Source organism: Rhizobium sp. BR 250, assembly GCF_047445855.1.
GTDB lineage: Bacteria > Pseudomonadota > Alphaproteobacteria > Rhizobiales > Rhizobiaceae > Agrobacterium > Agrobacterium tumefaciens_I.
Genome location: NZ_JARWKW010000019.1, coordinates 24,823 through 49,201, shown reverse-complemented (window position 1 = coordinate 49,201; position 24,379 = coordinate 24,823). Strand labels below are relative to the sequence as shown.

At 60.6% G+C, this 24,379-nt stretch carries 21 protein-coding genes; 15 read left to right on the top strand and 6 right to left on the bottom strand.

Translation table 11 applies throughout. From position 1 onward, the window contains the following. Positions 1-205 precede the first annotated feature (205 nt). Positions 206-994 (bottom strand): 3'(2'),5'-bisphosphate nucleotidase CysQ, encoded by a 789-nt coding sequence (gene cysQ, locus QD336_RS23025; protein ID WP_269341371.1) that lies wholly within the window; start codon positions 992-994, stop codon positions 206-208. A gap of 349 nt (positions 995-1,343) precedes the next feature. On the opposite strand from cysQ, the gene QD336_RS23020 reads away from it, so the two are divergent. The 7 genes from QD336_RS23020 (at position 1,344) to QD336_RS22990 (ending at position 7,853) form a co-directional block, all read left to right on the top strand. Continuing rightward, the gene (locus QD336_RS23020; protein WP_269340282.1) at positions 1,344-2,246 is read left to right on the top strand and encodes a branched-chain amino acid ABC transporter permease; all 903 of its coding nucleotides are present in this window, start codon (positions 1,344-1,346) and stop codon (positions 2,244-2,246) included. Between the two features lie 49 nt (positions 2,247-2,295). After that, on the top strand, positions 2,296-3,648 hold the full coding sequence (gene livM, locus QD336_RS23015; protein ID WP_442864872.1) for a high-affinity branched-chain amino acid ABC transporter permease LivM: 1,353 nt from the start codon (positions 2,296-2,298) through the stop codon (positions 3,646-3,648). Then, on the top strand, positions 3,648-4,514 hold the full coding sequence (locus QD336_RS23010; RefSeq protein ID WP_269340285.1) for an ABC transporter ATP-binding protein: 867 nt from the start codon (positions 3,648-3,650) through the stop codon (positions 4,512-4,514). Before livM ends, QD336_RS23010 begins: the two co-directional genes overlap by 1 nt. Beyond that, positions 4,514-5,242, top strand: a complete 729-nt coding sequence (locus tag QD336_RS23005) for an ABC transporter ATP-binding protein (protein WP_499172285.1) — start codon at positions 4,514-4,516, stop codon at positions 5,240-5,242. Before QD336_RS23010 ends, QD336_RS23005 begins: the two co-directional genes overlap by 1 nt. 170 nt (positions 5,243-5,412) lie before the next feature. Next, positions 5,413-5,766 (top strand): DUF6867 family protein, encoded by a 354-nt coding sequence (locus tag QD336_RS23000; protein ID WP_269340288.1) that lies wholly within the window; start codon positions 5,413-5,415, stop codon positions 5,764-5,766. A 119-nt stretch (positions 5,767-5,885) separates the two neighbouring features. Further along, the gene (locus QD336_RS22995) at positions 5,886-7,004 is read left to right on the top strand and encodes a branched-chain amino acid ABC transporter substrate-binding protein (protein ID WP_269340289.1); all 1,119 of its coding nucleotides are present in this window, start codon (positions 5,886-5,888) and stop codon (positions 7,002-7,004) included. Between the two features lie 132 nt (positions 7,005-7,136). Next, complete coding sequence (locus QD336_RS22990; protein ID WP_499172283.1) at positions 7,137-7,853, top strand: polysaccharide deacetylase family protein; 717 nt, start codon at positions 7,137-7,139, stop codon at positions 7,851-7,853. Positions 7,854-7,874: 21 nt separating this feature from the next. Here QD336_RS22990 and QD336_RS22985 read toward each other — a convergent pair whose 3' ends face one another. The 5 genes from QD336_RS22985 to QD336_RS22965 all read right to left on the bottom strand — a co-directional run bounded on the left by QD336_RS22985 (position 7,875) and on the right by QD336_RS22965 (position 15,050). Further along, entirely contained in the window at positions 7,875-8,399 is a 525-nt protein-coding gene (locus QD336_RS22985) for an AAA family ATPase (RefSeq protein ID WP_499172281.1), read from the bottom strand. A gap of 281 nt (positions 8,400-8,680) precedes the next feature. Then, complete coding sequence (locus QD336_RS22980) at positions 8,681-9,610, bottom strand: response regulator (RefSeq protein WP_269340294.1); 930 nt, start codon at positions 9,608-9,610, stop codon at positions 8,681-8,683. After that, positions 9,607-13,002: a hybrid sensor histidine kinase/response regulator gene (locus tag QD336_RS22975; protein ID WP_499172279.1), complete on the bottom strand. Its 3,396-nt coding sequence runs from the start codon at positions 13,000-13,002 to the stop codon at positions 9,607-9,609. The genes QD336_RS22980 and QD336_RS22975 overlap by 4 nt, the downstream gene beginning before the upstream one ends. 31 nt (positions 13,003-13,033) lie before the next feature. Beyond that, positions 13,034-13,804 (bottom strand): SDR family oxidoreductase, encoded by a 771-nt coding sequence (locus QD336_RS22970; protein ID WP_499172278.1) that lies wholly within the window; start codon positions 13,802-13,804, stop codon positions 13,034-13,036. A 211-nt stretch (positions 13,805-14,015) separates the two neighbouring features. Next, entirely contained in the window at positions 14,016-15,050 is a 1,035-nt protein-coding gene (locus QD336_RS22965) for a glutamine synthetase beta-grasp domain-containing protein (protein ID WP_269340298.1), read from the bottom strand. A 480-nt stretch (positions 15,051-15,530) separates the two neighbouring features. Here QD336_RS22965 and QD336_RS22960 point away from each other — a divergent pair, with 480 nt between their 5' ends. The 8 genes from QD336_RS22960 (at position 15,531) to QD336_RS22925 (ending at position 24,374) form a co-directional block, all read left to right on the top strand. Continuing rightward, the gene (locus QD336_RS22960) at positions 15,531-15,737 is read left to right on the top strand and encodes a DUF2735 domain-containing protein (protein ID WP_269340299.1); all 207 of its coding nucleotides are present in this window, start codon (positions 15,531-15,533) and stop codon (positions 15,735-15,737) included. Positions 15,738-16,070: 333 nt separating this feature from the next. Continuing rightward, positions 16,071-17,360, top strand: coding sequence for an urea ABC transporter substrate-binding protein (gene urtA, locus QD336_RS22955; RefSeq protein WP_003510158.1), 1,290 nt, complete (start codon positions 16,071-16,073; stop codon positions 17,358-17,360). Positions 17,361-17,644: 284 nt separating this feature from the next. Continuing rightward, positions 17,645-19,258: an urea ABC transporter permease subunit UrtB gene (gene urtB / locus QD336_RS22950; RefSeq protein WP_499172276.1), complete on the top strand. Its 1,614-nt coding sequence runs from the start codon at positions 17,645-17,647 to the stop codon at positions 19,256-19,258. Further along, positions 19,255-20,433, top strand: a complete 1,179-nt coding sequence (urtC, locus tag QD336_RS22945; protein ID WP_499172275.1) for an urea ABC transporter permease subunit UrtC — start codon at positions 19,255-19,257, stop codon at positions 20,431-20,433. The genes urtB and urtC overlap by 4 nt, the downstream gene beginning before the upstream one ends. Positions 20,434-20,439: 6 nt before the next feature. Further along, positions 20,440-21,201, top strand: a complete 762-nt coding sequence (urtD, locus tag QD336_RS22940) for an urea ABC transporter ATP-binding protein UrtD (protein ID WP_499172274.1) — start codon at positions 20,440-20,442, stop codon at positions 21,199-21,201. A 211-nt stretch (positions 21,202-21,412) separates the two neighbouring features. After that, complete coding sequence (gene urtE, locus QD336_RS22935) at positions 21,413-22,108, top strand: urea ABC transporter ATP-binding subunit UrtE (RefSeq protein ID WP_269340309.1); 696 nt, start codon at positions 21,413-21,415, stop codon at positions 22,106-22,108. 254 nt (positions 22,109-22,362) lie between these two features. Beyond that, complete coding sequence (locus tag QD336_RS22930) at positions 22,363-23,616, top strand: CE1 family esterase (protein WP_499172273.1); 1,254 nt, start codon at positions 22,363-22,365, stop codon at positions 23,614-23,616. Further along, entirely contained in the window at positions 23,523-24,374 is an 852-nt protein-coding gene (locus QD336_RS22925; RefSeq protein ID WP_499172272.1) for an urease accessory protein UreD, read from the top strand. The genes QD336_RS22930 and QD336_RS22925 overlap by 94 nt, the downstream gene beginning before the upstream one ends. The last annotated feature ends 5 nt before the right edge of the window (positions 24,375-24,379 follow it).

Sequence of the window (24,379 nt, the reverse complement as noted above, 5' to 3'; positions counted from 1 at the left end):
CCTCAAGGGGGGAGATCGACTTGCGGCTATGCCTCGGTCATCTCAACGCTTGAGAATGAAGCGGGGGAGTGCGACTTCCCGATCTCCCCCCTTGAGGGGGAGATGCCCGGCAGGGCAGAGGGGGGTGAGCCGCATATGCAAAGCTCATCAACGCAAAAATCCGATGCCACACGCAGCAAGAACCACAGGAGACGGCAAGCGGGTATTACCCCGCGTGTTCCACCGCCATCGCCCCTTCGGCAATGAAATCCGGATTGGCCAGCGCATCCTCGCCCTCGCCCCTCACCGCATAGGCAAGCAGCCGCCCCTCGCTATCGAGCGTCCGGCCGCCTGCGGCACGCAGCACGGCGTCGCCGGCGGCCGTGTCCCACATCATGGTGCGGCTGAAGCGGGGGTAGATGTCGGCGGCGCCCTCCGCCAGCATGCAGAATTTCAGCGAGGAACCGACGGAGATGCAGTCCTTCAGCCCGTGTTCGGCCACGAAGGCTTCCGTTTTCGCCGTGCAGTGCGAACGGCTGATCAGCGCCACCGGGGAGGCGCCGCGACGGCGGGCGCGGATGGGGTGGCGCGACAGGATCGCGCCGTCGCCTGATATTGCGAGTTTTTCGGCGGCGTTGTCTTCACCCGTCCATGCCTGGCCGCGGCAGGGGGCGTAGACCACGCCGGCCACCGGAACGCCGTTGCGGATGAGCGCGATGTTGACGGTGAAATCGTCCTTGCCGGAAATGAATTCCTTGGTGCCGTCAAGCGGATCGACCAGAAAGAACTCCGCCCCGGTTTCCGGCAGGATGCCGTTCGACACGGCTTCTTCGGCAACCACGGGGATTTCCGGGAAGTGGGCGGCCAGCGCCGCAAGGATGATCGTCTCGGCGCGCTGATCGGCTTCGGTCACCGGCGAGCAGTCATCCTTATAAGACACATGCGGGCCGGCGCGGTGAACCGCCATGATCGCCTGCCCGGCGTCCAGCGCCGCTTTCGTCAATATGTCGATCATCTCTTTGCCACAGCCATCCGGCGACGGGGCCATCCCGTAAGGGGATTTTGCCATTTCGATCTTCGCTACTCCTTTGCCCGCTGCCCGTCAAATAACGGGCTTGCGTAATGCTAAAATAAGCATCCGGCCGTCATTTTTTCAGCACTTCCTGCCAAAATCATGGCCCTTTTGACCGGGAAAGTGGCAGTCCATGTGGAAATTCCAAATTTTGTGCAGGATCGCCCGTTTTTGACTTCACATTTTTAACGAACACGATATGCATTTTGAGGGTGGGGGTCTGCCTGAAGGTTTCCCCTATAATTAACATAACGAGGTGTGACCCATTCGAGGTCGTGCCCGGGGGAAAGACATGGAGTATTTTATCCAGCAGCTCATCAACGGGCTGACTCTTGGATCGATCTACGGCCTCATCGCTATCGGCTATACGATGGTTTACGGCATCATCGGCATGATCAACTTCGCCCATGGCGATATTTTCATGCTTGGCGGCTTCGCCGCGCTGATCGTTTTCCTGATCGTGACATCCTTTGTCGCCGGCATTCCGGTGGCGCTTCTTCTGCTTTTGATGATGGTCGTCGCCATGTTGATGACCGGGTTGTGGAACTGGGTGATCGAGCGTGTCGCCTACCGCCCGCTCAGAGGTTCCTTCCGTCTCGCACCGCTGATCACTGCCATCGGCATGTCGATCGTGCTGTCCAACTTCATCCAGGTCACCCAGGGTCCGCGCAACAAGCCGATCCCGTCCATGGTGACGGAAAGCTACCATTTCGGCACCGTCACCGTTTCGCTGAAGCAGCTGATCATCATGGTCGTCACCTCAGTGCTGCTCTTTGCCTTCTGGTATATCGTCAACAAGACTCCGCTTGGACGTGCCCAGCGCGCTACCGAACAGGACCGCAAGATGGCGGCGCTTCTTGGCGTGGATGTCGACAAGACGATCTCCATCACCTTCATCATGGGTGCGGCGCTCGCCTCCGTCGCAGGTACGATGTACCTGATGTATTACGGCGTCACCACGTTCAACGACGGCTTCATCCCGGGGGTCAAGGCCTTCACCGCAGCCGTTCTGGGCGGCATCGGCTCGCTGCCGGGCGCCGTGCTGGGTGGCTTGCTGATCGGCCTCATCGAGTCCCTCTGGTCCGCCTATTTCTCCATTGCCTATAAGGATGTTGCAGCGTTCGGCATCCTGGCATTCGTGCTGATTTTCAAGCCGACCGGTATTCTCGGTCGTCCGGAAGTCGAGAAGGTGTGACATCATGGCCAATATCGTTTCCGAAAACACCTCTTCCGGCCCGAGCCTGATGGCGACGGCCGTGAAGGAGGGCCTGATTGCAGGCCTCATCTCGTTCGGCATGTTCGTTCTTTATGTCGGCATCGTCACCTATCAGGATATCAACAACCAGTTGATCTGGGGCACCCGCTGGGGTCTGCTGGCGGTTTTCGTCGGCATTGCCGCCGTCGGCCGCTTCCTCGTGGTCGGTTTCATCAAGCCGTCGCTCGATCGTCGCAAGCTTGCCAAGGCCAAGAGCGGCGTGCTGGAGATTTCCGAAGAGAAGGGCTTTTTTCATAAGCACTTTCTGAAGCTGGCACTGGTTCTTCTGCTGCTTTATCCGGTCATCGCCGTGCAGCTTTTCGGTGTCCAGGGTTCGCTGAAAATGGTCGATAACTTCGGCGTCCAGATCCTGATCTATGTGATGCTGGCCTGGGGTCTCAATATCGTCGTTGGCCTGGCCGGTCTGCTCGATCTCGGTTACGTGGCCTTTTATGCGGTGGGCGCCTATTCCTATGCGCTGCTATCAAGCCATTTCGGCCTGTCCTTCTGGGTGCTTCTGCCGGTCGCCGGCATTCTCGCCGGCTTCTGGGGCATCATCCTCGGTTTCCCGGTCCTTCGTCTTCGCGGCGACTATCTGGCGATCGTCACGCTTGCCTTCGGTGAGATCATCCGTCTTGTCATCGTGAACTGGACGGAAGTGACCAAGGGCACTTTCGGCATCTCAAGCATCGCCAAGGCGTCTGTCTTCGGTATCTGGTCCTTCGATGCCAAAGCACCCAATTACTTCATCAAGGTCTTCAGTCTTCCGCCGTCTTCGGCTTATTACAAAATCTTCCTGTTCTACGTGATCCTCTTTCTGTGTTTGCTAACGGCCTATGTTACGATCAGGCTGCGCCGCATGCCGATCGGTAGGGCTTGGGAAGCATTGCGCGAGGACGAGATCGCCTGCCGTTCGCTCGGCATCGACACCGTCATCACCAAGCTCAGTGCCTTTGCGACGGGGGCGATGCTCGGCGGTTTTGCCGGCTCCTTCTTTGCCGCCCGCCAGGGTTTCGTATCGCCGGAAAGCTTTACGTTTGTGGAATCCGCCGTCATTCTCGCCATCGTCGTTCTCGGTGGCATGGGTTCGCTCACGGGCATCGCCATTGCGGCGCTGGTCATGGTCGGCGGCACCGAAGCGCTGCGTGAAATGGAATTCCTGAAGCATGTCTTCGGACCCGATTTCACGCCGGAACTCTACCGTATGCTGCTCTTCGGTCTCGGCATGGTCATCGTCATGCTGTTCAAGCCGCGCGGCTTCGTCGGCTCGCGTGAACCCACGGCCTTCCTCAAGGAGCGCAAGGCCGTCTCCGGCAGCTTTACCAAGGAAGGTCACGGTTGATGGCTTCCGGAACGACAACAATGACAAATGACACGATCCTCAAGGTCGAACATCTCTCGATGCGCTTCGGCGGCCTGATGGCCATCAACGACTTCTCCTTCGAGGCGAAGCGCGGCGAGATCACGGCGCTCATCGGCCCCAACGGTGCGGGAAAGACCACGGTCTTCAACTGCATCACCGGTTTTTACAAGCCGACCATGGGCATGATCACCATGCGCCAGCAAAATGGCGAGGCGCATCTTCTCGAGCGCCTGCCGGATTTCGAAATCACCAAGAAGGCCAAGGTCGCGCGTACCTTCCAGAACATTCGCCTGTTTTCGGGTCTCACGGTTCTGGAAAACCTGCTGGTGGCCCAGCACAATGTGCTGATGAAGGCCTCCGGTTATACGATCCTCGGCCTTCTCGGCCTGCCCGCTTACCGGCGGGCGGTGGATGCCTCGATCGAAAAGGCCAAATATTGGCTGGAAAAGGCCGATCTGACCGACCGCGCAGACGATCCGGCCGGCGATCTGCCCTATGGCGCGCAGCGCCGTCTGGAAATCGCCCGCGCCATGTGCACGGGGCCGGAGCTTCTGTGCCTCGATGAACCGGCTGCCGGTCTCAATCCGAAGGAATCGCTGGCGCTCAACACGCTGCTGCGCGGCATCCGTGACGAGGGCACGTCGCTGCTTCTCATCGAGCATGACATGTCGGTGGTGATGCAGATTTCCGACCATGTGGTGGTTTTGGAATATGGTCAGAAGATTTCCGACGGTTCGCCGGACCATGTGAAGAACGACCCGAAGGTCATCGCCGCCTATCTGGGTGTCGAGGATGATGAAGTGGAAGACGTGATTGCGGAAGAACTCGACGGAGGAGCGGCCTGATGTCCGGTGAACCGCTTCTGAAAGTCCAGGGTGTCGAAACCTATTATGGTAATATCCGGGCTCTGGCCGGTGTGGATGTCGAAGTCAACAAGGGTGAGATCGTCAGCCTGATCGGTGCCAATGGCGCCGGCAAGTCGACGCTGATGATGACCATCTGCGGCAGCCCGCAGGCGCGTGCCGGCCAGGTGATCTTCGACGGTGAGGACATTACCCACCTGCCGACCCATCTGATCGCCCGCAAGCGCATTGCCCAGTCGCCCGAAGGCCGCCGGATTTTCCCGCGCATGACGGTGCTGGAAAACCTGCAGATGGGCGCCAATCTCGACAATCTCAAACATTTCAAGGAAGACGTCGAGAAGATCTTCGTGATGTTCCCGCGCCTGAAGGAGCGTCAGAGCCAGCGCGGCGGCACGCTTTCCGGCGGCGAGCAGCAGATGCTCTCCATCGGCCGCGCGCTGATGGCACGGCCGAAACTGCTGCTGCTCGACGAGCCGTCGCTTGGTCTTGCGCCACTGATCGTCAAGGGCATCTTCGAGGCGATCAAGAAACTGAACCAGGAAGAAGGCCTGACCGTCTTCCTCGTGGAGCAGAACGCATTCGCCGCTTTGAAGCTTTCCGACCGCGCTTATGTGATGGTCAACGGCAAGGTGACGATGAGCGGTTCGGGCAGGGAACTGCTCGCCGATCCGCAGGTGCGCGCCGCCTATCTGGAAGGCGGAAGGCACTGAAGATTTTACTTGCGCCGGACGTTTTGCGGCGCAAGATTGCGAACGGCGTCCTGCCGCGGCCCCGGTGCCGGGCGGCGGGACGTAAACAATAAAATGCCCGGCGGGAAAACGGCGGGACGACAGACAAGGCAGGGCCAGGGCGTTCAAGCCCGGCACTGATGGGGAAAGAGATGCAGGGCCTTTTTTTCGAAACCGATAACGGCGTGCGTTATGTTCTGCGCGCGATGGTTGTTCTTCTGGGTTTCTGGACGGCATGGCGCACGGGCAGGTCCGTGGCCGATGGCTGGGGTGGTTATACGCGGGTGGTAATCTACACGCTCGCACTGGGGCTCGTTTTGCGGTTTCTGCATCACGCGCTCTTCAACGGGCCGTTCATCAACGGCTTCTATTACGTGTTTGACGTCGTTCTTCTTCTGGTCTTTTCCAGCATCGGTTTCCGCATGCGCCGGACGAGCCAGATGGTCAATAACTACTATTGGCTTTACGATCGCACGTCGGCATTTTCCTATAAAAAGAAAAATTGACAGCCGGTCTTTTCCGGGGTCACTAATACTCGGCAGAGTGGAACGTTTCCTGTTCGGTTAAGGTGGGTACCGAACAGGTCCTCGCAATCAACCCATCCAAAGGAACTGGGAGTAAAGTAATGAAGAAGTCTCTTCTTTCCGCTGTCGCGCTGACCGCCATGGTCGCGTTTGGCGGTTCGGCCTGGGCCGATGTCGTGATCGCTGTAGGCGCACCGCTGACCGGCCCGAACGCTGCTTTCGGCGCTCAGATCCAGAAGGGTGCCGAACAGGCTGCGAAAGACATCAACGCCGCCGGCGGCATCAATGGCGAGCAGATCAAGATCGTGCTGGGCGACGACGTATCCGACCCCAAGCAGGGCATTTCGGTTGCCAACAAATTCGTTGCTGACGGCGTGAAATTCGTTGTCGGCCACTTCAACTCCGGCGTTTCCATTCCGGCCTCTGAAGTTTACGCCGAAAACGGCATTCTCGAAATCACGCCTGCTGCAACCAACCCGGTCTTCACCGAGCGTGGCCTGTGGAACACCTTCCGCACCTGCGGCCGCGACGACCAGCAGGGTGGCATTGCCGGCAAATATCTGGCCGACCACTTCAAGGACGCCAAGATCGCCATCATTCACGACAAGACCCCTTATGGTCAGGGCCTTGCCGACGAAACCAAGAAGGCCGCCAACGCGGCTGGCGTGACCGAAGCCATGTATGAAGGCGTAAACGTCGGCGACAAGGACTTCTCCGCGCTGATCTCCAAGATGAAGGAAGCCGGCGTTTCCATCATCTACTGGGGTGGCCTGCACACCGAAGCCGGCCTGATCATCCGCCAGGCGGCTGACCAGGGCCTGAAGGCCAAGCTCGTTTCGGGTGACGGCATCGTCTCGAACGAACTCGCCTCCATCGCCGGCGACGCCGTCGAAGGCACGCTCAACACCTTCGGCCCCGACCCGACACTGCGCCCGGAAAACAAGGAACTCGTGGAGAAGTTCAAGGCCGCCGGCTTCAACCCGGAAGCTTACACGCTCTACTCCTATGCCGCGATGCAGGCGATTGCAGGCGCTGCAAAGGCCGCCGGTTCCGCAGAGCCGGAAAAGGTTGCCGAAGCCCTGAAGAAAGGCACCTTCCCGACCGCGCTCGGCGATATCTCCTTCGACGAGAAGGGTGACCCGAAGCTTCCTGGTTACGTCATGTACGAATGGAAGAAGGGTCCGGACGGCAAGTTCACCTACATCCAGCAGGGCAGCTAAGCTTTTCTGCGATAAACGATCGAAGCCCGGCAGCGATGCCGGGCTTTTTGTTTTGTGGTCCCAGCTTGCCACACTGGAGACAACAAGGCGGGAAACAAAAGCCTCTCAGGGAAACTGCAATGAGGGGTGGCAATGACGATAAAGCGGGCCTTGTTTCTGTTCCTTGTTGTTGCCGGGCTGGCGGTGGCACTCCTCGGCCTGCATTTCTTCAGCAAATCCCGGACGGTGCAATCATTCGGAAGCATCATCGCGCGGGTTGAAACAGCCAAGCCGGTGGTGGCGCTGACCTTCGATGACGGGCCTTCGGCACGCTACACGCAGAATGTTCTGGCGATCCTCAGGGAGCGCGAGGTAAAAGCGACTTTTTTCCTGACGGGCAAGGAGACCGAAGAAAACCGGCCGCAGGCACGTATGATCGTGGGCGATGGACACCAGGTCGGTAACCACAGCTATACGCATTCCAATATGATGTTCATGGGGTTGGCGCGGATCACGGAGGAGATCGAGCGCACCGATGCGGCTATCCGGGCTGCGGGCTATGAGGGCGAAATCATGTTTCGCCCGCCTTATGGCAAGAAGCTGCTCACCTTGCCCTGGTATCTTTCACGTCATGACCGAAAGACCATCATGTGGGATGTCGAGCCGGAATCATTTCCCGATGTCGCTGAGGATACGGCAGCCTTTGCAAAGCACGTCATCGAGCAAACGAAAAACGGCTCAATCATCATCATGCATGTCATGTATCGAAGCCGCGAGGTATCCCGGCAGGCATTGCCCCTGATCATCGACGGCCTGCGTCAACGCGGATTCGAGTTTGTCACCGTTGCGCAATTGCTCGAAAATTTCTGAAGCCGAGCCCGTTGATGTCGTTCAGCCGATCCGAGTCAGGATGAAGTCCGCACGTTCCTCGACGGTTGATTTTGGGAGGACGGCAATATCGTAGCCAAGCTCGTCATAATCCCGGAACAGGCGCTCATATTCCTCAATGGCCGCATCGAAACCATGTTTGCGCTCGTTATCGCCCCGGTAGATTTCCGGCCAAGGCGGGGTGAGGAAAACCAGCCTGCTATAGCGGTGCGCATGGCGCAGCCCATCGATGAAGCTGTCGCCGCTGACATGGCGCAGCGCGGAGGCGGCGTCGATCAGGCCGCGATCGAAGAAGACGAGGCCTTCCGGCGGCGCTTTCTGCCGGTCTTCGAGGGTCATGGCGATGGCGTGGCGGGCGAAGGCTTCGATGTCGACCCAGGGCAGGGCGGTGCCGCCATTGCCGGTTTCTTCGATGACGATACGACGGCCCGGTTCTTCCACGGTGGCGAAACCGCGCCGGCCAAGTTCCGCAAGGAGAGTGGATTTGCCGCCGCCGGAGCAGCCGGAAAGGATGATGAAACGGTCCATGGGTGTTTATTCCTGTGTTGGGATCAGGGTTACAGGCTCGTGATTTTGGGGAGGAATGTTGCCACTTGTTTCTTCTCCCCGCCGGGGAGAAGGTGGCCCGAGGGGTTGGATGAGGGGCTCGCTCTCCGAACATATCGACCCTAAACCCCTCATCCTGCTGCCGTGGACTTCTCCTCCTTGGGGAGAAGAAACAGGGGGCTGCCGCTCGGCCTAAAAGCCGATGCTGTGCATTCGAGTGGAAAATATATGTTGGATGAACCTTACCACACTCCGTGCAGTCGTCACCCCTGATGCAGAATATGCGCCGCCTTGACGGCAGCCGATGCCCGGTTTTCCACCCCGAGCTTCACATAAATCTGTTCCAGATGTTTGTTCACCGTTCTGGCGGACAGGCCGAGAATATCGCCGATATCACGATTGGATTTGCCCTTGGCGATCCATAGCAGCACTTCCGATTCCCGCGCGGTGAGGGAAAAATGCTCGCGCAGCAGGTGGTCGCCGGATTTCTCGCTGGCGGCGGTCAGGCGGAAGAGGAATTCATCCGGACCCATGGCGCCGAGGAAAGCGAGCTGCAAAGCGGGCCGCCCGGCTTCGGTGATCGTCAGCGGGGCATCGCGACCGGTTTCCGCTGCCGCCCTTTCGCCGAGCCAGCGGCCGATATGGCTTACGACGATTTCCATGCCGTCATCGCGGCCAGTGGCGGCGTTGACCAGCCGCGTTGCCTGCGGTGTCGACCAGTGGATTGCGCCGCTGGCGCGCACGGCAAGCAGATGCCGGCCGGCGGCATCAAGCGCCACGCGGGCGCTCTGGGCCGAACGGGCATTGGAGAGATGCACGCGGATGCGGGCGCGCAGCTCGTCGATATTGATCGGCTTGGTCAGATAATCGACGCCACCCGATTCCAGCGCCCTGACCACATGTTCGGTCTCCGTCAGCCCGGTCATGAAGATGACGGGCACCTGCGCCACTGCCGCATTGGCCTTCAGGCGGCGGCAGGTTTCGAAACCGTCCATGGCCGGCATGACGGCGTCGAGCAGGATGATATCGGGCGTGATGCGTTCGGCAATGTTGAGGGCAGCCTGACCCGAGGTGGCGATGAGGGCGGAAAATCCTGACTGTTCCAGCGCATCGGTGAGGAACCCGAGCGCTTCCGGGCTGTCATCCACCAGCAATACGATGTCTCTCGGGGCTGCCGCCGCCTGACCGCTCATGCCTTGCCGTCTCCCCTGTCACCGTCTGCGAACCGCTTGAGAAAATGGGCATAACCGGCCAGATCGAAGGCCTGCACATAGGTGCCGAGCTCTTGCGTGAAGGGCAGGTTATCCGTGTTGCGGGCAAGATCGGCGAGTTTCGCCTCAATGCCGCGTATGTAGCCTATTTCGCCGAGCCGCTGCAAATCCTGAATATGGATCGCGCCCGGATGGATGATCTCAGCAGGCGGTTGCGGTGTGGGTGCCGGCGGCACGTCCGTCTCGTAAATCCATTTCAGGCCGAGATGCACGGCGAGCCTGTCGCAGAGGTGGCGGATGTCCACCGGCTTGGCTATGGCGTCGTTGTGGTTGTCCTCGCCCGCACCCGCCACGGTGCCGTCACCGATATTGGCGGAAAGCATGATGAGCGGGGCGGTCTGGCCGGCCTCGCGCAACTTCGTCACAAGCTGCCAGCCGGTCATGCCCGGCATGGAAATATCGATGAGGAAGAGATCGGGTTTCACGCCTTCGATCAGCGTCAGGCATTCCGGCCCGCTCTGGGCGGTCAGCACCACGAAATCGAGTGGCGAAAGAACTTGCCGCATCAGCTCGCGGTGATCCTCATTGTCATCCACCACGACGATGGTGCGGCGCGGGCCGGAATAGGAGCGGATGGTCTTTTCCGGCGCAGGTGCGGTGCTTGGCCGGTGGACGGCCGAGAGCATCAGACGAACACGGAAGGTGGAGCCCTCATCCTTTTCGCTGCTAACGGCAATCTCGCCGCCGAGCGTATTGGTCAGAAGCCGGGTGATGGTGAGGCCGAGGCCGAGGCCCGGCATGGGCCGCACGCTGTCTGCCTCGCCGCGCTGGAAGGGTTCGTAGATGCGGGCGAGATCCTTTTGTGCGATGCCACGGCCGGTATCGGACACGGTGAAACTTGCCACCTGGCTGCGATAACCGACATCGAAGGTGACCGCGCCCGCGTCGGTGAATTTGATGGCGTTGGAAAGCAGGTTGACGAGGATCTGCCGCAGCCGCTTTTCATCGGTGCGGACATATTGCGGCAGAGCCCGCGACCGGTCATGACGGAATTCCAGCCCCTTGGCCTGCGCCTGCGGGCGGAACATATCGACGATCTGGTCGAGGAAATCCTGAATGTTGATTTCGTTGGAATAGACCTGCAGGCGGCCGGCCTCGATCTTGGAAATATCGAGAAGCCCGTCGATCAGGCCGGACAGGTGGTCTGCCGAGCGGCGGATAACCTTGATGGCCGATTGCCGGGGCGGCGGAATGGTGTCGTCGCGCTCGAGGATCTGGGCATAACCCAGAACGGCATTGAGTGGCGTGCGCAGTTCATGGCTGAGCCCGACCACATAACGGCTCTTGGCACGGTTGGCGGCCTCAGCGGTTTCCTTGGCGTCCTGAAGGGCGGCGTCGGTCTTCTTGTGGGCGGCGATTTCCTTCAGGAGCAGCGTGTTCTGGCGGGAGGATTCCTCTTCCGCCACCACCCGGCTGTCATGGGCAAGCACGAGGAACCAGCAGACGATGCCGGCAATGACGGCGAAGACGAAAAATACGATGAGGATGGTGCGGTTCACCACATCGGCCGTTTCCGGCGAGGCGGTGCCGACCTGATGGGCGATTAGCGCCAATATGCCGCCGATGGCGGTGACGGCAATCGCCGCCGCCATGCCGTAACGCCCGAGCCGGGTGGCGAGCTTGGCCACCAGCTGCCTTGGCAGGAAGGTTTTTGCGACGGTTGCCACTTGGTAGTTGAGCTTTGCCTTCGGCTTGCACATGTCGTGGCAGCGGCTGTCCAGTGAGCAGCAGAGCGAACAGATCGGTGCGGCATAGGCCGGGCACCAGGCCATGTCTTCCGGCTCGAAGGGGTGTTCGCAGATCGAGCAGGTGATGCTGCTTTCTTCGCGCCATTTCTGGCGCGGTTTGCGGGCAAGGTAGAACTTGCCCTTCGTGCCCCAGGCAATCAGCGGCGAGGCGATGAAGGCGACGATCAGCGTCAGATAGGGTGCGAGCGAGGCGGCGAGCGGACCGAAGGTGCCGAAATGCGCCATCAGGGCAATGGTGGCCGAAAGCGCCATAGAGCCAACGCCAACGGGGTTGATATCGTAGAGGTGGGCGCGCTTGAATTCGATGCCGGGGGGCGCAAGGCCGAGCGGCTTGTTGACGAAGAGATCGGCGGAAATGGTGCAGAGCCACGCCATGGCGATGATGGAGAAGATGCCGAGCGTTTCTTCCAGCAGCCGGTAGATGCCGAGTTCCATCAGAAGCAGCGCGATCACCACATTAAAGATCAACCAGACGACGCGGCCGGGATGGCTGTGGGTGAGGCGGGAGAAGAAATTCGACCAGGCGAGCGAGCCCGCATAGGCATTCATGACGTTGATCTTCAACTGCGACACGACCACGAAGGCAACCATCAGCAGCATGGCCGCGGTCTCGTTGGGGATCATGTAACCGAAGGCTGTCAGATACATCTGCGCCGGATCGGCGGCGCGGTCCACCGAGACGCCGGAGCTGAAGGTGAGCACCACGAGGAAGGAGCCGGCGAGAAGCTTCGGCACGCCGACGACGACCCAGCCCGAGCCCGCCAGGAAAACGGCGATGCGGTGGCGCAGCCGGCTCTGGCCTTCGGCCGGCAGGAAGCGCAGGAAATCCACCTGTTCGCCGATCTGCGACATCAGCGCCAGAATGACGGCCGAGGCCGCGCCGAATTCCACCAGATTGAAATTCGCTGCCGTGCCGGGTGGGCCGGAGGCGTGGTGAATGCCGGCAAAGGCCCGCCAGAGATCGTATTTTTCCCAGTCCATCAGGGCGATGAAGATGAAGGGTAAAATGTTCAGCACGATCCAGAAGGGCTGGGTGATGATCTGGAAACGGCTGATGAGGCGCACGCCATGGGTGACGAGCGGAATGACCATGACGGCGGAGACGATGTAGCCGATCCATAGCGGTATGCCGAGCGCCAGCTCCAGCGCGCCGGACATGATCGACGCCTCGATGGCGAAGAGCATGAAGGTGAAGGCGGCATAGATGAGCGAAGTAATGGTGGAGCCGATGTAACCGAAGCTCGCGCCGCGGGTCAGAAGGTCGATATCGACGCCGTGGCGGATGGCGTAGCGGCTGATCGGCAGGCCAACGGCCAGCATGGCCACGGCGGCGACGAGGATAGCGTAAAAGGCGTTGGTGGTGCCGTAGGAGAGCGTTATCGCCCCGCCGATGGCTTCCAGCGCCAGAAAGGAAATCGCGCCGATGGCGGTGTGGGAAATGCGGTTGGAGGAAAATTGCCGGGCGCTCTTGGCGGTGAAGCGCAGCGCATAATCTTCCAGCGTCTGGTTGGCGACCCATCGGTTATATTCGCGCCTGACGGGGATGATGCGTTGCCGTGCGGCCATGGCTATCGAGCGCCTTTCCGCAACGGGCTTCTCACAGCCGCACCGACATGCCGCCATCCACCGTCAGCACGTGGCCGTTGACGAAGGAGGCCGCGTCGCTCGCGAGAAACAGGGCGGCACCGGCGATCTCGTCCGGCCGGCCCCAGCGCTCCAGTGGCACGCGCATCTTTGCAAAGGCCACCATGTCAGGATTTTCGGAAAGGGCGGCATTGGTTTCGGTGGCGAACATGCCCGGCGCAATCGCGTTGCTGGTGATGCCGCGCGCGCCATATTCCACGGCGATCGCCCGCATCAGCCCGGTCAGCCCCTGTTTGGCGACGGGATAGATGGCATCGCCTGGCCGGACGATGTGGCCGAGAATGGAGGTGATGGTGATGATGCGGCCGTAACCGTTGGTGTTCATGGCCTCTGCGGCATCACGCGACAGGGAGACGGAGGAGGTGAGGTCGGTGCGGATCAGTTCCAGCACATCCTCGTCGCTGAATTCGGCAAGCGGGCGGCGGTCACGCGCGCCGACATTGTTGACGAGAATATCGAGATGGCCGGTCTCGTTCACGATACGGCGGACGAGCGCGCTGCCGGCCGCTGTATCGGCTATATCGAAGGCGGCGTAGTCGGCCTTGCCGCCGGCCTTGCGCAGTGTGTCGACCGCCTGTTCCAGCGTCTCGGCATTGCGGCCGGTCAGCCACACATGGGCGCCCGCCTCGGCAAAGGCGCCGGCGATTTCGAAACCGAGACCACGGCCGCTGCCGGTGATGATGGCCGTGCGGTTTTTCAGAGAGAATTTGTCGAGAATGCCCATCGCTCACCTTCTTGCTTCAGGGCATCGGAGCGGAAACCGCGCAGCTGTTTCCCGAATATGCGATGCCGTTGTTGAAAGCCGCGCACTCCGTTGGCGCGTCGGAAGATTATGCCGCGTGCGGCGGCTGGCGAAAGGTCACCCCTGCCTCAGGCCGTTCGGTGGACACAAAAATGGCGTCGCCCGGTTTCGGGCGACGCCATGTCTTTAATAATCAGGCAGCGGCCGACTTTGCGAGCGGCACTTCTGCGATCGTCTTCAGAACGACGGAAGCGATCTGGTAGGGGCAGCCCTGCGAGTTCGGACGACGGTCTTCAAGGTAACCGCGGTAGCCGTTGTTGACGAAGGAATGCGGAACGCGGATCGAGGCGCCACGGTCTGCCACGCCATAGGAGAACTTGTTCCACGGAGCGGTTTCGTGCTTGCCGGTCAGGCGCAGATGGTTGTCCGGACCGTAAACGTCGATGTGCTCTTTCCAGTTCTTGGCGAAAGCGGCCATGAGGGCTTCGAAATAATCCTTGCCGCCAACTTCGCGCATGAACTTGGTGGAGAAGTTGCAGTGCATGCCCGAACCGTTCCAGTCGGTGTCGCCGAGCGGCTTGCAATGGAATTCAACGTCGATGCCGTACTGTTCGCAAAGACGCAGCAGCAGGTAACGGGCAACCCAGATCTGGTCGGCGGCGCGCTTGGAGCCCTTGCCGAAAATCTGGAATTCCCACTGGCCCTTGGCCACTTCGGCGTTGATGCCTTCGTGGTTGATGCCGGCTTCGAGGCAGAGATCGAGATGTTCTTCAACGATTTCGCGGGCAACCGAACCGACATTCTTGTAGCCGACGCCGGTGTAGTACGGGCCCTGCGGAGCCGGGTAACCCTGTTCCGGGAAGCCGAGCGGGCGGCCGTCCTGGTAGAAGAAATATTCCTGCTCGAAACCGAACCATGCATCTTCGTCGTCGAGGATGGTGGCGCGGCTGTTGGACGAATGCGGGGTGACGCCATCCGGCATCATGACTTCGCACATGACGAGTGCACCGTTGGTGCGGGCCGGATCCGGGTAGATCGCGACGGGCTTCAGCACGCAATCCGAGCTGTGGCCTTCGGCCTGCTGCGTGGACGAGCCATCAAAGCCCCAAAGCGGCAGCTGCTCGAGTGTCGGGAATTCGTCGAATTCCTTGACCTGGGTCTTGCCGCGCAGGTTGGGGACCGGCTTGTATCCGTCCAGCCAGATGTACTCGAGTTTGAACTTAGTCATTACGAACCTCTCATAGGTAACAATGCGAAGCCTTGAGGCTTCCGTGGCTTTCGCCACCGGAAGCGCATTCGCGTTCAAGGGCTGCCCCCCTAGATGCATGCCGCGTGCCAGATTGAGCATATGTGGCGATTTTTTCGAAAAATCTTTCAGGGGCCCTGGCGGGCAAAGGCCATGATATGACGCGAACTGATTTTTGCTGCACTGCGGCGGGCAAATTCACCCCTCAGGTTTCATCATTGAATCCTGATAGATAGCCGGCGTCTTCCGTGAAAACGGCCTGTTGCGACGCAATGATTTCAATTGCGCGCGAGGGATTGGCATTTGCCCCAAAAACCGGCGCTTTCGGAATGGTTTTTCTTGTAGATGAGACGATTAATGCCTATATTTTTCGCAACGTGATTTTTTTTTAATCAAACGGAGCGAATCCGGTCTTTATGGGTTTGCTTCAGGCATGAAGTGTTTCGATGCAAACAGAGTGAGATGGTTGACATGGCAACTGGCTTTCATCGCGAAACGGCAACGATCTATCAATTCCCGGTCGGCGGGCGCGCGGGCGTTTCCAAGTTCCGCAACAGCGGGCTGAGCGAGCTCGAGCGTGAGGCGCGCGAGCCGCATGTGGATTTCGGCTCCTGGTATCATGATGACGCGATCCGCGACGAAGAGCGGGACGGTAAGCCGCATTCCTGATCTGAGCCGGTGCCACCTTTTTCTTCTCCCCGTGGGGGAGAAGGTGGCCCGAAGGGTCGGATGAGGGGGCAACCCCTCCGTATATCTCTGGCGTCGCCTCCTCATCCCGCTGCCGCGGACTTCTCCCCGGCGGGGAGAAGAAACAAGTGGAGACGCCTTGCTCCACATATGCTCTCGCGTATCACCCCACACATCCCCTGCACCTTTCGCCACCCCGCCTACGTCAATTGACGTATACGGTTTCGCGTCCGCGAGATCGATAGTCCCTCCCAGCAGCGGCCGCAGATGCCGCTGAGCCTCCACGAGAGGCCAACAAGGAGAGGGGTTCTTCCGATGATGTTCCGCAAGACGCTTAGTGCCGCGCTGCTTGGCGCGATCCTGTCCACCACCGCCTTCCATGGCGCTTTTGCCGCAGATGACACCATCAAGGTCGGCGTTCTGCATTCGCTGTCCGGCACCATGGCGATTTCAGAAACGACGCTGAAGGACGCCATGCTGATGCTCATCGACGAGCAGAACAAGAAGGGCGGCGTTCTCGGTAAGAAACTCGAAGCCGTGGTGGTTGACCCGGCCTCCGACTGGCCGCTGTTTGCCGAAAAGGCCCGCCAGCTGATTTCGCAGGACAAGGTAGCGGCCGTGTTCGGCTGCTGGACGTCGTCCTCGCGCAAATCCGTGCTGCCGGTCTTCGAGGAGCTGAATTCGATCCTGTTTTACCCGGTTCAGTACGAGGGTGAAGAATCCTCGCGCAACATCTTCTACACGGGTGCCGCCCCCAACCAGCAGGCCATTCCGGCCGTCGATTATCTTGCCAGCACCGAAGGTGTGGAGCGCTGGGTTCTGGCCGGCACGGACTATGTCTATCCGCAGACCACCAATAAGATCCTGAAGGCCTACCTGATGTCGAAGGGCGTCAAGGAAGAGGACATCATGATCAACTACACGCCGTTCGGCCATTCCGACTGGCAGACGATCGTGTCTGACATCAAGAAGTTCGGTTCGGCCGGCAAGAAGACCGCCGTGGTCTCCACCATCAACGGCGACGCCAACGTGCCTTTCTACAAGGAACTGGCGAACCAGGGCATCAAGGCCGAAGATATTCCGGTCGTCGCCTTCTCCGTGGGTGAAGAGGAACTCGCCGGTCTCGATACGGCACCGCTGGTCGGCCACCTTGCCGCCTGGAACTATTTCCAGTCCGTCGATGCGCCCGTCAATGCCGAGTTCATCAAGACCTGGCACGCCTTTACCAAGAACGACAAGCGCGTGACGAACGACCCGATGGAAGCCGCCTACATCGGCTTTAACGCCTGGGTAAAGGCCGTGGAATCCGCCGGCACCACCGATACGGACAAGGTGCTCGACTCGATCATCGGCGTTTCGGTGCCGAACCTTTCGGGCGGTTATTCCACCGTCATGCCGAACCACCACATCACCAAGCCGGTGCTGATCGGCGAAATCCAGGCCGACGGGCAGTTCGAGATCGTGCAGCAGACACCGCAGGTCGTGGGTGACGAATGGTCGGATTACCTGCCGGATTCGAAGGATCTGATCTCGGATTGGCGGAAGCCGATGTCGTGCGGGAACTTCAATGTGGCCAGCGGCAAGTGCGGCGGCAAGGGTAGCTGATTAGCGAGGTGGGTGCCGCTCCCCTTGCTGGGGGGCGGTTTTATCATTGGAAACTGAACCAGCATGCCCCCCCTCTGCCCTGCCGGGCATCTCCCCCACAGGTGGGGAGATCGACTCGAGGCAAGGTTTCGCCCTTCTCATGGGTTGAGATAGAGCGACGCAAGCGCACCTTGCCGATCTCCCTCCTTGTGGGGGAGATGCCCGGCAGGGCAGAGGGGGGTGGCGGCATACTCAAGTGGCATTACCTACAAACGCCCCGCCGTAAAACGCCCAAGGACCCCGACATGACGATCCGATCTTTTCTCGGAGCCATCTTCCTCTGGCTCACCATGGGGATCGCAGCCCACTCCGTCGCGCAAAGCGATCCGAAGGCGCTGATCGACCAGCTCGGCACGGCTGATTTCAAGCAGGCCGAAGTGCTGATCGGCCAGATCGCGGCCACGGGTGATGCGCGCGTCGTGCCGGCGCTCGAGGCTTTCGCGTCGGGCGATCTTTATGTGCGCAAGGCCGACAATCTGGTGTTCATGACGAAGCCAGCAGGCTCCAATTTCACGCTCATCGACCCGCTGACCGGCGAAAGCGCCGGCGAAGCGCCGAAGGCGGCCGTCACCAAGATCAAGGTCAACAACAATCTTCGCCGCGTCATCCGTGCTGCCCTTGGCGGGCTGACGTTGCTCAGCCCGGAACGCTCCGTCAGGCTTTCCGCCGCCGATGCGGTTCTGAAAGCCCCGAGCGCCGAAAATCTCGAATTGCTGGAAGCGGCCATCGCCAGGGAGAGTGATGCCGAGGTGCGGACCCGGATGGAGGAGGCGCGGGCTGTTTCGCTGCTCTCCTCCGACCGTCCGCTGGACCAGAAGAGGCAAGCGATCGCCACCATCAAGAACCTTGGCGGGCGCGATGCGATCGGCATCCTCATGGCGGCGTCCGCTTCCGTGGATCAGAGCCTGAAACCGGATATCGACAATGCCATTGCCAGCATCGAAAGCGCACTCGCCTTCTGGGACTATGCGCAGAATGTCTGGTACGGCCTGTCGCTCGGTTCCGTGCTGCTGCTCGCTGCCATCGGCCTTGCCATCACCTTCGGCGTGATGGGCATCATCAACATGGCGCATGGCGAGATGGTGATGATTGGCGCCTATTCCACCTTCATGGTGCAGGAAGTGATCCGCAGCCATTTTCCCGGCCTGTTCGACTGGTCGCTTGCCATCGCTTTGCCCGCCGCCTTTCTGGTCACGGCCTGCGTCGGGCTTGTCATGGAGCGTGGTGTCATCCGTTTCCTGTATGGGCGGCCCTTGGAAACGCTGCTCGCCACCTGGGGCATCTCGCTCATCCTGCAACAGGGTGTGCGCTCCATCTTCGGCCCGACCAATCGTGAGGTCGGCAGCCCGAGCTGGATGTCCGGCTCCTTCAGCGTCGGTTATCTCAATTTCACCTGGAACCGGGTCTGGATCGTCTGCTTCTCGCTCTCGGTGTTCTTCGCGCTGCTCGTTCTCTTGAAACGTTCCGCCTTCGGCCTGCAGATGCGCGCTGTCACCCAGAACCGCCGCATGGCCTCTTCCATGGGCATTCGCACCCCCTGGGTGGATGCCTTCACCTTCGCGCTCGGTTCCGGCGTTGCCGGTCTTGCCGGGGTGGCGCTGTCGCAGATCGACAATGTCTCGCCCAATCTCGGCCAGAGCTACATCATCGACAGTTTCATGGTCGTGGTGTTCGGCGGTGTCGGCAATCTCTGGGGAACGCTTGTCGGCGCGCTCTCGCTCGGCGTGCTCAACAAGTTCCTCGAGCCGACGGTCGGCGCCGTGCTCGGCAAGATCCTCGTGCTCGTTCTCATCATCCTGTTCATCCAGAAGCGGCCGCGTGGTCTCTTCGCACTCAAGGGAAGGGCGATCGAAGCATGATTACCGGCTTCCTCCTGCGCGCGCTCGATCGCCGCATTTCCATCGCCATCGGCATCATTCTGGCCATTGCCGTGCTGGTGCCGGCCTCCAACCTGCTGTTGCCGGCCGACAGCGCGTTCCGCATCCCGACCTACATCATGTCGATGCTCGGCAAATATCTGGCCTATGCGCTGCTGGCGCTCGCGCTCGATCTCGTCTGGGGTTATTGCGGCATTCTTTCGCTCGGCCACGCCGCCTTCTTCGCACTCGGCGGTTATGCGATGGGCATGTATCTGATGCGGCAGATCGGCACGCGCGGGGTTTATGGCCATCCGGTGCTGCCGGACTTCATGGTGTTCCTCAACTGGAAGGAACTGCCGTGGTTCTGGCAGGGTTTCGACATGTTCTGGTTTGCGGCGCTGATGGTGCTTGTCGTGCCGGGTCTGCTCGCCTTCGTGTTCGGCTGGTTCGCCTTCCGCTCGCGCGTCAACGGCGTTTATCTCTCCATCATCACCCAGGCCATGACCTATGCCCTGCTGCTTGCCTTCTTCCGCAACGACATGGGTTTCGGTGGCAATAACGGCCTTACCGATTTTAAGGACATTCTCGGCTTTTCCGTGCAGGCGGATGGCACACGTGCCGTGCTGTTTGCGATGACCGCCGTGATGTTGGCGCTGTCGCTGCTCATCGCATCCGGCATCGTCAATTCCAAATTCGGCAAGGTGCTGGTGGGCGTGCGCGATGCTGAAAGCCGGGTGCGTTTCCTCGGTTTCCGGGTGGAAAACATCAAGCTCTTCACCTTCGTTGTCTCGGCCATGATGGCGGGCATCGCCGGCGCGCTGTTCGTGCCGCAGGTGGGCATCATCAATCCCGGCGAATTTTCGCCCGCCAACTCCATTGAAGTTGTGGTTTGGACGGCGGTGGGCGGGCGCGGCACGCTGATCGGGCCGATCATCGGCGCGCTGCTGGTGAATGGCGGCAAGAGTTACTTCACCGGCGCATTTCCCGAATTCTGGCTGTTTGCGCTGGGCGGACTGTTCATCGCGGTGACGTTGTTTTTTCCCAAGGGCATCGTCGGCACCGTGCAGCATTATCTGGCGGGGAGGCGTGAAAAGCGTGTGGCGCGGGCGGCCGTTGGCGGAGCGCAGGCCGGTAACGATAGCGGTTCGACAGTGGCACAGCAGGCGGCGGAGTGAGCGGACATGAACACGATTTCTGAAAACAGAACCAAAAGCCTGCTTTATCTCGATGGCGTCTCCGTGTCCTTCGATGGTTTCAAGGCGCTGAATTCCCTTTCCTTCGTGGTGGAGCCGGGTGAACTGCGCGCCATTATCGGCCCGAATGGCGCCGGCAAGACGACGATGATGGACATCATCACCGGCAAGACAAGGCCGGATACGGGTACGGTGCTGTTTGAAGACAGCATCGACCTGACGAAAAAGGACGAGGCGGACATCGCCCAGCTGGGCATCGGCCGGAAGTTCCAGAAACCGACGGTGTTTGAAAGCCATACCGTCTGGGACAATCTGGAACTGGCGCTCAACCGCAAGCGCGGCGTTTTCGCCACGCTGTTTTACCAGCTGAGCGAGGAGGACAAGGCACGCATCGAGGAAATCCTCGCCACCGTGCGCCTTGGCCACCGCCGCGACGACCTCGCCGCCAATCTTTCCCACGGCCAGAAGCAATGGCTGGAAATCGGCATGCTGCTCGCACAGGAACCGAAGCTGCTGCTGGTGGATGAGCCGGTGGCGGGCATGACGGACGCGGAAACGGCGGAAACCGCCGTGCTTTTGAAGGAAATCGCCAGGACCCGTTCTGTTGTCGTGGTGGAGCACGACATGGGCTTTATCCGCGAACTGGGCGTGAAGGTGACGTGCCTTGCCGAAGGCTCGGTGCTGGCCGAGGGGTCGATCGATTTTGTGTCGAACGATCCGAAGGTGATCGAGAATTATCTGGGGCGGTGATGGGAACGTTTGCGTTTGCCGTACCCCCCTCTGCCCTGCCGGGCATCTCCCCCTCATGGGGGGAGATCAGATGCCGGTCCCGCTCGCTCCAATTCCAAGCTGTTGTGGAGCAGGGTGTTCGCCGCTTGCCGATCTCCCCCCTTGAGGGGGAGATGCCCGGCAGGGCAGAGGGGGGTAGCGCCGCCCGCCATACCGTCATTGGAGTAACGCCATGCTGACAGTCGAAAACATCAACCTCCACTACGGCGCGGCTCAAGCGCTCCGCGGTGTCTCGCTCAAGGCGGAGATGGGCAAGATCACCTGCGTGCTTGGCCGCAACGGTGTCGGCAAAAGCTCGCTCTTACGCGCCGTCACCGGCCAGCAGGCCACCAGCGCCGGCACTATCCGTTTCGGCGATGCGGCTCTCGATGGGCTGGCGCCTTACCAGCGGGCCAAGCGCGGTGTCGGCTACGTGCCGCAGGGCCGCGAAATCTTTCCGCTGCTCAGCGTGCAGGAAAATCTGGAGAGCGGCTATGCGCCGCTGCCGCGCAGGGAACGCTTCATCCCGGACGATATTTTCAGCCTGTTTCCCGTGCTGCAATCCATGCTGTCGCGGCGCGGCGGCGATCTTTCCGGTGGCCAGCAGCAGCAGCTAGCCATCGGCCGGGCGCTGGTGACGCGGCCGAAGATTCTCGTGCTCGACGAGCCGACCGAGGGCATTCAGCCGTCGATCATCAAGGATATCGGCCGGGCGATCAAATATCTGCGCGATTCCACCGGCATGGCGATCCTGCTGGTCGAGCAATATCTGGATTTCTGCCGCGAGCTTGCCGATTACGTCTACATCATGGACCGGGGCGAAATCGTGCATGAGGGGCTGGCCGAAACGCTGGATACGCCCGAAGCCCGGCGCCATCTGACAGTATAAATCGAGATTAAAACCGCCGCACGCCGATCACGGCGTGCAAACGGCCGATTAATATTTTGAAAGCCTATGCGCCTCGACATCGCTTTCATGCGCAATTTTAGCATTTCGTTGAATAAAAGCCTGTGATATTGGCAGCGGAAATGCTGCATGCGAGACACAGGAAAAGTCTATTCGCACGCCGCGACAGTTGATCCCTTACATTCCATGCACGCCCGACGTATCGTCGGGGAAACTGTGCCAATAAAGGCGTGTCAATGAATCCAGACTTCGCAGTGGGCCGGGTTTCCCGGTTGGTTCGCTCCGCACGCAGCCTGTTCCTCGGGCTGGTCATCAGCGCGTGCGCAGGGGCCGCAGCGTCGGCATCGACCTGCGGTCAGGGCATTGGCCCCGGCATGGAACCGGGCCGGCATGATTTTTCCATTCTCTCCAGTGGCGAAAAACGCGACGGCGTCTATTTTGTTCCCTCCGCCTATGATGGCAAAAAGCCGCTGCCGGTGGTGTTCGATTTCCATGGCTCCAACAGCAATCCGCATGGCCAGCTGAACCGCAGCGGCTGGGACAAGCTGGCCGAGCGTGACGGCCTTGTGGTCGTGGCGCTGGCCGGCAGCCTCAACGGCGAATTGCCCGGCACCCACGCCTGGAATGTTCCCGGTGTCACCAAACGTCCGGGCGGGCTGGATGAAGTCGGTTTCATCCGCGATGCCATCACCATGGTGAAGGGCAGGTTCTGCGTGGATGAGGAGCGCTTTTACGGTTCCGGTTATTCCGGCGGCGGGCGCATGCTGTCGCAATTCATCTGCAATGGCAGCGCGGATTTCGCCGCTGCCGGTTTCGTCGCTTCGCTGCGCGCCGGTTATCCGCTGGAGACCGAAGGCAAGTGGGGACCGGATGCGGCAAGCTGCACGCCTGCACGGCCGATGTCGATCATCGCCTTTGCCGGGCTGAAAGACCCCGCCAATCCCTATCAGGGCGGCGGCAAGTCCTATTGGCAATATGGCGGCGAGACGGCGCTGAAGCGCTGGGCCGAAATGGACGGCTGCAAGGGCGCCGCTAAAAGCAAGGTGGGCGAGAGCTTCACCGTCAATTCCTATGACGTCTGCAAGGCTGGCGCACGTATTCAGTCCTATGTCATCAACGAATGGGATCACGCCTGGCCACGCGCCACCATGAAGGCCGAGGTTCTGGCCGCCGCTGCCGTCGTTACCCGCAAGCCGGGCGGCGAGCAGACGCCGAAGGCCGAACCCGCCGTGGAGCGCAAGATGCCCACAGGCGAAGTGACGCGCACGGTTGATGCGGCCGAAAGAATGTGGGATTTCTTCCGTAACACGGAAGGGCAGCTGGTGGTGGATGCCGTCGTCAAGAAGGATTGCGGCGCCAAGGCCACCACCGCTTCCGCAACCGCTTCGGAGACCGCGTGCAGCAACAACAGCCAGCCATCCGCCCTTCCGGTGGCGAAGACGCTCAACCTGTCCGGCAGCAGCGCGCCCGTGGCAGAGGACGCATTGTAACCAAGGCGGTTGAAGGGCGCAGCCGGCTGGACGAATTGTTTCAGGAAGGCTGCGCCAAAATCCGCTTGCCGGAAACCTTCTCGAATGAAGCCGAGGCCATTCTCATCAATTCCTCCGGCGGGCTGACCGGCGGCGACGAGATCGAATGGCAGGCCTCGGCCGGGGCCGGCACCTCGCTGGTGGTGACCACGCAGGCTTGCGAGAAGGTCTATAAGGCATCCTCCGGCACGGCCACCGTCACCGCCCGTGTTTCCGCCGGGCCAGGCGCGAAACTGCACTGGCTGCCGCAGGAAACCATCCTCTTCGACCGTGCATCGCTCACCCGCCGGCTGGAAGCCGATCTCGACCAATCCTCCGAATTCATCGCCGTCGAAGCCGTGCTGCTTGGACGTCAGGCCATGGGCGAGGCGATGACACATGGCCTTTTCCGTGACCGCTGGCGCATTCGCCATGGCGGCAGGCTGGTGCATGCCGAAGAGCTTTTGCTTGAGGGCGAGGTGGCGGCGCTGACCGCGAAACCGGCGGTGCTTGCCGGTCAGGTCGCCTTTGCCACACTTCTTTATATCGGGCCTCTCTCCGAGGCGCTTCTGCCTAAAATCCGGGCGATTGCCGGGGAAAGCGGCGGCGCCAGCGAATGGCAGGGCAAGCTTGTCGTGCGTGTTTCCGCCGCCGATGGTTTCTCCTTGAGAAAATTGCTTTTTCCGATCATTTCGCTCTTGCGAAACGGCGCGCCAGTGCCGAAAGTCTGGAATCTGTAAACCCT